The following is a 10459-nucleotide window of genomic DNA, read 5'->3' on the forward strand; positions in this document are numbered from 1 at the left end:
TCTCTGTCCCTCGAAAGGTGCAACCATGTCGATCGTCATGCCCGACGGCGCCACCAAGCCGAAACGAAAATTCAACCGCTTTGTCAGTAATCCGGTCATTGAGGACTATTCGCTACGCTATGCGCCCAAGAGTTTCCGAACCTGGTCGCAATATGCGGTGTTCTCGGCGGCCCTCGGCGGCATCGCCTATCTGGCGGATCAGGCGATCGGCGGATCGCTGGCGGTGCAGTATGGCTTCACCAACGCATTCTACGGCATTCTCGCCGCCGCGACGGTGATTTTCCTCACCGGCATCCCGATTGCGTATTACTGCGCGAAATACAATGTCGACGTTGATCTGCTGACCCGCGGTGCGGGGTTCGGGTATTTGGGTTCGACCATTACTTCGGTCATCTATGCCAGTTTCACCTTCATTTTCTTCGCCCTCGAAGGTTCGATCATGGCGCAGGCGTTCAACCTGTATTTCGGTATTCCGCTGCCGATCGGCTACGCCATCGGCTCGCTGATGATCATCCCGCTGGTCGCTTTCGGCATGACGCTGCTGTCGAAACTCCAGACCTGGACCCAGCCTTTGTGGCTATTCCTGCTGTTCTCACCGCCGATCGCGGTGCTTGCGGTCGATCCGCACGCGATCAGCCAGTGGACCAGCTTTGCCGGGTCCTCGCCCTCCGGCACCGCGTTCAACCCGCTGCTGTTCGGTGCCGCGGCCGGTATTGCGCTGTCGCTGATCGCGCAGATCGGCGAACAGGCGGACTATCTCCGCTTCATGCCGGACAAGACCAAGCATAACTCGATCGGCTGGTGGCTCGCCGTGCTCGGCGCCGGTCCGGGCTGGGTCATTCTTGGTGCGGCGAAGCAGTTGATGGGCTCGTTCTTCGCCTCGGTCGCGTTCAACCACGGTACGCCGCTGGCCAAGGCCAATGAACCGATCCAGATGTATCACGCCGGTTTCACCGCCATGTTCGGCGCCGGCATGGTCGCGATTTCGGTCGCAACCTTCTTCGTCATCCTCTCGCAGATCAAGATCAACGTGACCAACGCCTATTCGGGTTCGCTGTCGTGGTCGAACTTCTTCTCGCGCCTGCTGCACGCCCATCCGGGCCGCATCGTCTACATCTTCCTCAACATCGGCATTTCGCTGACCTTGATGGAAGCCAACATGTTCAGCTTCCTGGGCAAGATCCTTGGATTCTACTCGAACGTCGCGGTCGCCTGGATCGGTGCGGTGGTCGCCGACCTCGTGATCAACAAGCCGCTGCTGAAGCTCAGCCCGTCCTACATCGAGTTCAAGCGCGCGCATCTGTACAACTTCAACCCGGTTGGCTTCGGCGCCATGGTGATCGCCTCGATCATTTCGGTTGCCGCGTTCTTCGGAGTATTCGGTGCCTACGCCGCCGCCTTCTCCTCCTTCATCGCACTCGGTGTCGCCTTCGTCGCCTCGCCGATCATCGCGATCGCGACCAAAGGCAAATACTACATCGCTCGTACAGCGCCCTATGTTTCTGGTAGCGATCACAGCACCCTCAACTGCGTGTCCTGCGGCTATGAGTACGAAAAGCAGGACATGACGACCTGCCCGTTCCATGCCGGCAGCATCTGCTCTCTCTGCTGCTCGCTGGACAGCGATTGCGGCGATATGTGCAAGAAACCGGACGTCTCTCCGGCGCTCACCTTCGGCGCGCCTTCGGTGACGTGATCGGCGAATTCGATTGAGTAACGCGGGCCGGATGGCAGCATCCGGCCCGTTCGTTTGCGGCACGCTTCTTGCGATGCCGTTTGGTGATTATCGTGTGGATCAGATCAGGAGTGATAAATGCTTGACGTGACGAAAGGACGATCGGTCGTCGTGGCGGCGGCGGTTTCGCTGGGGCTCGCGGCGATCGGGTTGCAGGCGGCGCAAGCGGCGCTACCGCCGGCCATGATGAAGTCGAAGACCATCCGCTACTGCAGCGCGATCAACCTGCCGCCGATGGAGTTCATGAGCCCGCAGACGAAACCTGAAGGTGTCGACATCGACCTTGGCGATGCGCTGGCCAAGAGCCTCGGGCTGAATGCGGTGTATATCAACATGCCGTTTGCCGGGTTGATCCCCGCATTGCTCGCCGATCATTGCGACGCGATCATTTCGCAGCTGTTCATCAAGAAATCGCGCCTGCAGGTGATCGATGAGATTCCCTATATGTTCTCGCACGAAGCGGTGCTGCTCAAACCCGGCGCGCCGAAAGTGCCCGACCTCGAGGCATTGTCGGGCAAGAAAGTGGCAACCGTGACCGGCACCACGGCGACGGTGCTGCTCGACAAGGCAAACGTGGCTCTGAAAGCGGCTGGCAAGACGCCGATCGACATTGTCGCGTTTCCGGAAAACACCCAGGCCTTGCAGCAATTGCAGTTCGGCCAGGTCGCGGCTTATGGCGTGGCCTACGAGACCGCGCGCTACTACGTGCACAAGGTACCCGGCCAGTTCGCCATGGGTGGGCCACCCTATTTCAAGATCGCAACCGGGATCGGCCTGCGCAAGAACGAGACCGCGCTCAACCAGGCGCTGTCGGCATCGCTCGCCACAATGATGAAGAACGGCACCTATGCGACGATCTTCAAGAAATGGGATCTCGGAATCGACATGCTCAAGCCGGCCGGTGGTTGAGCGCCGATGCATTTCGATTGGCCATATTTCTGGCATCAGTTGCTGGAACCCGACGGCGCGTTCATCCAGGGGCTATGGCTGACCATTTTGATCAGCGTCGGCGGGCAGGTCATCGGTCTGGTGATCGGCCTGCCGATGGCCCTCGCGCGGCGTTCGGCTTCGGTATTCCTGATGTGGCCAGCGCGGTTCTATATTTTTCTGATGCGCGGTACGCCGCTGCTGGTGCAGATCGTGTTCATCTACACCGGCCTCGCGGCAGCGGGAATTCTGCGGTTTCATGATTTCATCGCCGGGCCGTTCACCATTTCGGGCAATGTGCAGGCCGGGATTCTGGCACTCGGGCTGAACGAGGGCGCCTATATGGCCGAGATTTTCCGCGCCGGAATCGATGCGGTGGATCGCGGCCAGACCGAGGCAGCGAAATCGCTCGGCATGGTGCCGGGGCAGATCCTGCGCTTCGTCGTGCTGCCGCAGGCGCTGCGGATCATTCTGTTGCCGATCGGCAATCAGTTCAACATCATGCTGAAAAACTCGACGCTGGTCAGCGTGATCGGGGTTTCCGAAATGCTGCTGGTGACCGAGACGATCAACTCCGCGACGTTTCGCACCTTCGAGCTTTATTCGGTGCTCGCGCTATATTTTCTGGTTCTGACATCGATCTGGGGTGGGGTGATGCGCTATGTTGAGTGGCGGATGGATCGTGGTGCCGCGCGCGGCGATACGGCGGTGATCGGCACGCTGCAGGGCGAGCACATCTGATGGCGGACGTGCTGGTGCAGGCGGAGCGGGTCGAGAAATTCTTTGGCCCGAACAAGATCCTCGATGGCGTCAGCTTCACCGTGACGCGCGGCGAAACCGTGGTGCTGATCGGCTCATCGGGTTCGGGCAAGACAACGTTGCTGCGCTGTATCAATCATCTGGAAAAAATCGAGGCGGGACGCATCACGGTCAACGGCTTTCTGATCGGCTATCGGGACCGGCGCGGCGTGCTGATCGAGGATCGGGAGCGCAATATCGCGCGTCAGCGCCGCGATGTCGGCATGGTGTTTCAGCGGTTCAACCTGTTCGCCAATCTGAGCGCGCTCGACAACATCATCCTGGCGCCGATGCGGGTGCGCGGGGAAAACCGGGCGGTGGCGACCGAACGGGCAATGCGGCTGCTCGCGCGCGTCGGCCTCGCGGAAAAAGCGCGCAACTTTCCAGCCTCGCTCTCGGGCGGCCAGCAACAACGCGTCGCGATCGCCCGCGCCCTCGCGATGGAGCCGGCCGTGATGCTGTTCGATGAACCGACCAGCGCACTCGACCCGGAAATGGTCGGCGAAGTGCTGGCCGTGATGCGTGGGCTGGCGCAGGACGGCATGACCATGATGATCGTGACCCACGAAATGGGCTTCGCGCGCCAGGTGGCCGACCGCATCATCGTGATGGACCAGGGTCGCATCGTGGAAGACGGCCCGCCCGAACGCTTGTTCAACGCCCCCACACACCCCAAAACCCGCACTTTGCTCGCAGTGAGGCATTGATTGGCTGAGGTTGGATTTGACGGGCGGTTAAGGAAGGCCAGGGGCTCAGCCCTTAGTGGGGGGTCGAGGGGGCAAAGCCCCCGCCTTCCTTACTCGCTCTTCAAAAACAACAGCAGTTTATCGATGGCTTCCTGTTTGCCGAGTCCTTCGAGGGCGCCGTATTCTGCGGCCAGTCGTTCGAGCGCGGCCTCGAAGATCTGGCGTTCGGAGAAGCTCTGGTCGGGTTGGCCGGCGTTGCGGTGCAGGTCGCGGACGACTTCGGCGATGGCCATTGGGTCGCCTGAGTTGATTTTGGCTTCGTATTCCTGGGCCCGGCGTGACCACATGGTGCGTTTGACGCGGGCGCGGCCTTTGAGGGCGGCGAGGACTTCGTCGAACTGTTTGCGGCCGGACAGTTTGCGCAGCCCGGCGGTGCGGGCTTTGTTGACTGGCACGCGCAGGGTCATGCGGTTTTCATCGAAGGTGATGTGGATGAGTTCGAGTTTCTGGCCGGCGATTTCTTCGGCGGCGATGCGCTCGACCTTACCGACGCCGTGGGTCGGGTAGACCACGTGATCGCCGGCCTTGAAGTTTTCCGCTTTGGCGATCGCGCGTTGCGGCAGCATTGGGCGCGGGCCGGGGGGCGGCATGGCATCGCGCTCGACGGCGGCGGGGGTTTCCTTGGGGGCAGGGGATTCGACGGCGATCTCGTCATCGGGTTCGGGGGCGGTTTTGGCGGCGGCTTGGGGTGTGGCAGTCATATCGGGTGGGGCGCCTTTTTTTGAAATCGAACGCACCGCGGCGGGTCTCATTGTCGCGGCTGGTTCCGGTGCGGGTTCAGCAGATTTGGCGGGCCGGGCGCGCGCCGGCGCGACCTTCGGATTTGTCGAGGGCTTATCGATCGTTTGCGTCGATTTTGCGGCGGATGATTCAGTCGCCGCCGGCGCTTTAGCGGCTGCCTTGCGCGCGGGCTTCACCGGTTTTTCGGCCTCGGCCTGGTCCTGTGTCATGATTACCCTCGTCGATGAACGGATGCGGCCGGAAAATGCCGCAGAGGGTCATGATAGTATCACAAAAACGTCGAGTCGGGAACGCTGCCCTGCCGGGCGGTCAGGCGACGCCCGGTTCGGCGGAGAACAGCTCGGCTTTGCCGGGTTTGTCTTTCCAGGCATCGGCATCCTCCGGCGGGGTGCCCTTGCGGGTGATGTTCGGCCAGGTGAGGGCAAAATCGCGGTTTTTTTCGAGCCAGGCGGCCGCCTTGTCGTCGGAATCGGGCACGATGGCTTCGGCCGGGCATTCCGGCTCGCAGACGCCGCAATCGATGCATTCGTCGGGATGGATGACGAGCATGTTTTCGCCGACATAGAAGCAATCGACCGGACAGACTTCGACGCAGTCCATGAACTTACATTTGATGCAGTTTTCGGTGACCACATAGGTCATCGGGCACTCCTGAGACATGAAAAAACTTAACCGCGATATGCCCCCTACATGGCATTTGCGCAAGATTGGCCGGAACCGGCTTCTTTGACCTCGTCGTACAGCAGCCGCGCTTCCTCGGCCGGGCCGCGCCGATGGGCGAGGCTGCGGACCCGCACCACCAGCACATCGCGCGGCAAAGCCAGGGTGAGCACATCGCCCGGGCGGAGTTTGGCGTGGGGTTTTTCGGTCATCTGCCGGTTGATCCGTACGCAGCCGGCGCCGATCAATGTGGCGGCGATGGCGCGGGTGCGGGCGAAGCGGGCATGGAACAGGAATTTGTCGAGCCGCTGCCAGCCGACATCTTCGATCTGCGCCGCCTGGCGGGGATCAGGAGGCTTCACGCCGATAGGCGGCGAGCACCGCGAAAGGATGGTCGGGGTTCGGCGGCGGCGCGGGTTCGGCGGGCGGGGTGATCACCGGCTTGCGCGGGGCGGCGATGGCGATGCGCGGCGGTTGCGGCGGGCCGAACTGGGTGTCGTCGAGCAGTTCGGCGGCGATCAGCCGCAGGCCGAGGCCGCGCAGCACCGGTGCCAGATCATCCTGGCCGATGCCGAGGCGCGAGGCGAGGCCCGGCGGTACCGGCGCGGGGCGGCGGCGGGCGGCGTAGCGCAGATCGGCCGCGATCCGTTCGGCGATGTCGAGCCGGACCGCGCGGGGCCCGCAATCGAGCCAGCCCATGAAGCTCGCGAGCCCGGCCGGCCAGTCGGGTGTCGCGATCGAGACCATGCCGGGGGCGGGCAGCGGCGGCAGCCAGCGTTTGCGCCACGCGGCCCACAGAATGGCGCGCAGGGTTGCCGGCCGGGGCTTGAGCAGGGCGGGCAGATAGAGCGCGAAGGTGCCGGCGCGGACGCCGATGCGGCGCAGTTGAGGGCGCAGCGCCGCATCGATCGGTGCGGCGGGCAGCACGCCCGCCTGTTCGGCGAGGCGGTGGACGACGCCGCGCAAGGCCGGGTTCTGCTCGGCGGCGCGGGCGGCGGCGAACAGGGGCATCAGGTCGTGGGCGATGATCGTATCGACATAGCGGGCGAGGCGGGCGCGCAGGGTTTCGCGCTGGGCACCATCGAGGAATTCACTGTCGATGATTTCGATGGCGGGTGCGAGCAGGGCGCTGCCCTGGCGCAGCCGTGCGATCGGCGCGCCCTGCCAGGCGATCACGCCATCGGGTTGCAGGGTGAAGGCACCGTCCGGTGCGGCTTCGACCTTGGCGACCCGGCGCGGCATTTCGCCGCCCAGGGCGCGGCGGGCGGCGCGCAGGACCAAGCGCTTGTCGGCGCCGCCGATCGTGGCATCCGGCTCGAAGCGGAACCCATCGACCCGGCCGACCGGATGGCCTTCGACCACAACCTCGCCGGCGCCGGTGACCGCCGAGATCAGGCCGGCGGGCTCGCCGGCATCGAGGCCGCGGGTGATGCGGGCGGCGCGGCGATCGACGAAGCGGGCCATCAGTTTTTCATGCAGCGCATCCGACAGGAGGTCTTCCGCCTCGCGGGCGCGGCCCTGCCAGACCAGGGCGTTGCGCACCCAGTCCGCCCTTGCCGCGATATAGGCCCAGATGCGCACATCCGCGAGGCGCTGCATCAGCGTGTCGATATCGCCATCGGTCCGACCGAGCACCGCGATTTGTGCGGCGACCCATTCCTCGGGCAGCACGCCATCGTCGAGCAGATGCTGGAACACGCGGGCGCACAGCTTGGTGTGGATATCGGTCGCGAGTTTGCGGAAATCCGGGATCTGGCAGGCTTCCCACAGCAGGCGGACGGCGCGGGGGGTGCGGGCGCGGTCGCTGATCGCGCGGTCGCCGGACAGGGAGGACAGGGTCAGCAGGTCGGACGCATCATGGCCGCGGGTGAGGCCCTGGCGGTCGGGGGCGGAGAGCAGGCTGGCGAGCAGCGCCTCGATCGAGGTGAAATCGAGGGTGGAATTGCGCCAGGCGAGTTGTTCGAGCGGTTCGAACGCATGGGCTTCGACCGCGGTGACCAGATCATCGGTCAGGGGGCGGCAGCGGCCGGTGGTGCCGAAGGTGCCGTCGCGCATGCCGCGGCCGGCGCGGCCGGCGATTTGTGCGATTTCGGCGGCGGCGAGCGGGCGGGGGCGGTGACCATCGAATTTCGAGAGGCCGGCGAAGGCGACGTGATCGACATCCATGTTCAGACCCATGCCGATCGCATCCGTTGCGACCAGGAAATCGACCTCCTTGTCCTGATACAAGGCGACCTGGGCGTTGCGCGTGCGCGGGCTGAGGCGGCCCATCACGACGGCGCAGCCGCCGCGGCGCGAGCGGACCGCTTCGGCGATGGCGTAGACCTCGGCGGCGGAGAAGGCGACGATCGCCGAGCGCGGCGGCAGGCGCGAGAGTTTGGTGGCACCGGCGAAGCTGAGTTGCGACAGGCGCGGCCTGGTTTCGATTTCGGCTTCGGGCACCAAGCGTTTGAGGAGTTTGCGGATGGTCTCGGCGCCGAGGAACATGGTCTCGACCATGCCGCGCGCGTTCAGCAGACGATCGGTGAAGACGTGGCCGCGATCGGCATCGGCGCAGAGCTGGATTTCATCGACCGCGATGAACTCCACCGGCCGGTCGAGCGGCATGGCCTCGACCGTGCAGGAGAACCAGCGGGCATCGGGGGGGACGATTTTTTCCTCGCCGGTGATCAAAGCGACGTTGCGGGCGCCTTTGATGCTCACCATGCGGTCGTAGTTTTCGCGGGCGAGCAGACGCAAGGGAAAGCCGATGATCCCTGAGGAATGGCCCAGCAGACGCTCGATGGCGAGATGCGTCTTGCCCGTATTGGTGGGGCCAAGCACCGCTTTCACACGCGGGGCGAATCCGGACATGAGGGGAGTGTGGCGATTTCTGGACGGAAAGCAAGGCCGGGGGGTGGTTGGGCAGGGGAGGTTTAGGCCTTCTTTTTTGTGAACAAAAAAGAAGCAAAAAAAACTTTGTCAATTGGGGCTCGTGCTTGGGGCGGCGCTGCCGATCGATGTCAGGGCGAGGCCCAGGCGGCGGGGGTCGTCGCCTTCGCCGGCGGCTAGCGGGGATGCCGGGGCCAGCATGTGAAACGACAGGCGGATCGCGCCGTTGATCCCCTGCCAGAGCGAGATCGGCAGCGCGAGGGTCGGGGCGGGGCGATCCGGCTTGGCGTAGTCGCGGCGGTGGAAATCCCAGCGCGCCAGCAGGCGGCCGGCCGATCTGACCTCGACCGAGCGGACCGTATCGGCCGGCTCGGCCGACGGAAAATAATGATGACACCGGATTTTGAGCTGGCCGTGCCACTCGGCGATCAGCGCGACCGGCAGGTCCAGCGTGGCGACCGGGGCGATGGTCCAGCAGCCCCAGTCTTCGGCGGCGGCCCAGCCCTCGCCGAGCAGGCCGAGGCTGCGGCTCGCGGCGGTGAAGCTGATGGCGACGGGCATCAGCCGTTCGAGCCGGGCGCGGCCGCCGAGCCAGGCATCGAGCCGGATCAGGCGGGCTTCGATGGCAGCGCCGGTGCGGTGCAGGTCGGGCGGCAGGTCGAAGCGGGGCAGGACGCGTTCGAGGAACGCGGCGATGCCGGCAGGCGCGTCGGGCATTCTGGTCGCCAGGATGGTCTCGTACAGGGTTTCGTAACTGGCGATCATGTCGTCCAGCGAGAGTTTCCGCGCGACGATGGCGGCGACCTGTGCGGCGTTGTGCGGATCGCAGGCGGCGATGGCGGCGGCGACGGCTTCGGGCGTTACCGGGTTGGGCAGGACGCGGCGGCCGAATGTGCCGTCGGGGTAGTCCTGCGCATCGGCCACGGTCAACAATCCGCCGAAGCCGAATTCGTCGCACAGGATGACCGAGGCGCCGGTCGCCGCGGCTTCGGCGGCGCTGCGCGACCAGGCGAACACGATATCGCTGGCGGCCATGCGGTCGGGCAGGTCGGCGACGCTGTGGTCGACCGCTGGACCGACTTCGGTGAGGGGAATGCCGGCATCGGCGCAGGCGGTGCGGACCGCGGCGAGCCAGGGGGCGCGGGATTTTGTGACGGCGAGGGCGGTGCGCGGCACGGCGGCAAAGGTAGTGCGGCAGCGAAACCGGGCGAGATCGACCGCGTTGGGCACCAGATGGATGTGCGCCGCCGGCGCACCTTCGACCAGCAGGCGGGCGGCACAGGCCTGATCGACGCCGACATAGGCGCCGATGCGGGCATCGATGATCGGGGAATCATAGGCCATGGCGGAATCGTGGCAGACAAACAGGACCCGGCTGGCCGGAAAGCGGACCATGGCGACGGCGAGCGCGGTGTTGTGGTGGCCGTGGATGATGTCCGGGGTGAAGCCGATCGTGTCGATCCGGTCGGTGACCGGGACGCCGTTGGCCATGACGGTTTCGGCCAGGGCGCCGAGCCTGGGCGCGTAGATCGCGACCTGATGGCCGCGCGCGAGCAAGGCGAGCGCGAACTCGGCCGTCATGACTTCGGTACCGGTGCGGTTGCGCAGCGCGATATTGGTGATCAGGATCGCGGTCGTGATGATCTCCCTGTGCGGCCGGTTGCGGAATGGCTGTTTCGCTGGCGACTGGCACAGCAGTTTGGCTCATTTCACGATCTGGCGATAGCAGGCTTCACGGGGTCGGGGCACGTAGAGAGCCATGCGGCCTATAGTAATTACGTTATCGTAACGAAATAGGCGTGCGACATCATGGCCCCTTGCGCCAGAGTTTTTTGACGTTGAAGGAGGGGACGAAGGGCTGGTGCCATGGTGGCACGGGTGGTGGGGGTGGGCCGAGGATTTCGCGGAGTTGTTCGGGCGTGAAGTCGATGCTGCCGTCGGGGTTGATTTTGTATTGGTCCATGAAGCTGGGCTGGCGCTT

The 10459-nt window shown here is 64.7% G+C and carries 9 protein-coding genes; 4 read left to right on the plus strand and 5 right to left on the minus strand.

Annotation, left to right across the window (positions count from 1 at the left end):
- Positions 1 to 25 precede the first annotated feature (25 nt).
- From BW994_RS14395 to BW994_RS14410, 4 genes are all read left to right on the plus strand, one after another.
- Positions 26 to 1696, plus strand: coding sequence for a purine-cytosine permease family protein (locus tag BW994_RS14395; RefSeq protein ID WP_029312833.1), 1671 nt, complete (start codon positions 26 to 28; stop codon positions 1694 to 1696).
- 117 nt (positions 1697 to 1813) lie between these two features.
- Complete coding sequence (locus BW994_RS14400) at positions 1814 to 2644, plus strand: ABC transporter substrate-binding protein (protein ID WP_139334124.1); 831 nt, start codon at positions 1814 to 1816, stop codon at positions 2642 to 2644.
- A gap of 6 nt (positions 2645 to 2650) precedes the next feature.
- Complete coding sequence (locus BW994_RS14405; protein WP_029312831.1) at positions 2651 to 3403, plus strand: amino acid ABC transporter permease; 753 nt, start codon at positions 2651 to 2653, stop codon at positions 3401 to 3403.
- Positions 3403 to 4167 carry an amino acid ABC transporter ATP-binding protein gene (locus tag BW994_RS14410; RefSeq protein ID WP_029312830.1) on the plus strand — a complete coding sequence of 255 codons (765 nt, stop codon included), beginning with the start codon at positions 3403 to 3405 and terminating at the stop codon, positions 4165 to 4167. Before BW994_RS14405 ends, BW994_RS14410 begins: the two co-directional genes overlap by 1 nt.
- Positions 4168 to 4256: 89 nt before the next feature.
- On the opposite strand, the gene BW994_RS14415 is transcribed toward BW994_RS14410, so the two are convergent.
- From BW994_RS14415 to BW994_RS14435, 5 genes are all read right to left on the minus strand, one after another.
- Positions 4257 to 4907 carry a CarD family transcriptional regulator gene (locus tag BW994_RS14415; RefSeq protein WP_076454660.1) on the minus strand — a complete coding sequence of 217 codons (651 nt, stop codon included), beginning with the start codon at positions 4905 to 4907 and terminating at the stop codon, positions 4257 to 4259.
- A gap of 349 nt (positions 4908 to 5256) precedes the next feature.
- Positions 5257 to 5589 carry a ferredoxin FdxA gene (gene fdxA, locus BW994_RS14420; protein WP_029312828.1) on the minus strand — a complete coding sequence of 111 codons (333 nt, stop codon included), beginning with the start codon at positions 5587 to 5589 and terminating at the stop codon, positions 5257 to 5259.
- Between the two features lie 44 nt (positions 5590 to 5633).
- Positions 5634 to 5969 carry an RNA-binding S4 domain-containing protein gene (locus BW994_RS14425; protein WP_081849158.1) on the minus strand — a complete coding sequence of 112 codons (336 nt, stop codon included), beginning with the start codon at positions 5967 to 5969 and terminating at the stop codon, positions 5634 to 5636.
- Positions 5956 to 8460 (minus strand): helicase-related protein, encoded by a 2505-nt coding sequence (locus BW994_RS14430; RefSeq protein WP_029312826.1) that lies wholly within the window; start codon positions 8458 to 8460, stop codon positions 5956 to 5958. The genes BW994_RS14425 and BW994_RS14430 overlap by 14 nt, the downstream gene beginning before the upstream one ends.
- 108 nt (positions 8461 to 8568) lie before the next feature.
- On the minus strand, positions 8569 to 10059 hold the full coding sequence (locus tag BW994_RS14435) for a glycosyltransferase family 4 protein (protein WP_029312825.1): 1491 nt from the start codon (positions 10057 to 10059) through the stop codon (positions 8569 to 8571).
- Between the last annotated feature and the right edge of the window lie 400 nt (positions 10060 to 10459).

Origin of the sequence: Acidiphilium rubrum, from assembly GCF_900156265.1 — a bacterium.
GTDB classification, from domain to species: Bacteria; Pseudomonadota; Alphaproteobacteria; order Acetobacterales; family Acetobacteraceae; genus Acidiphilium; species Acidiphilium rubrum.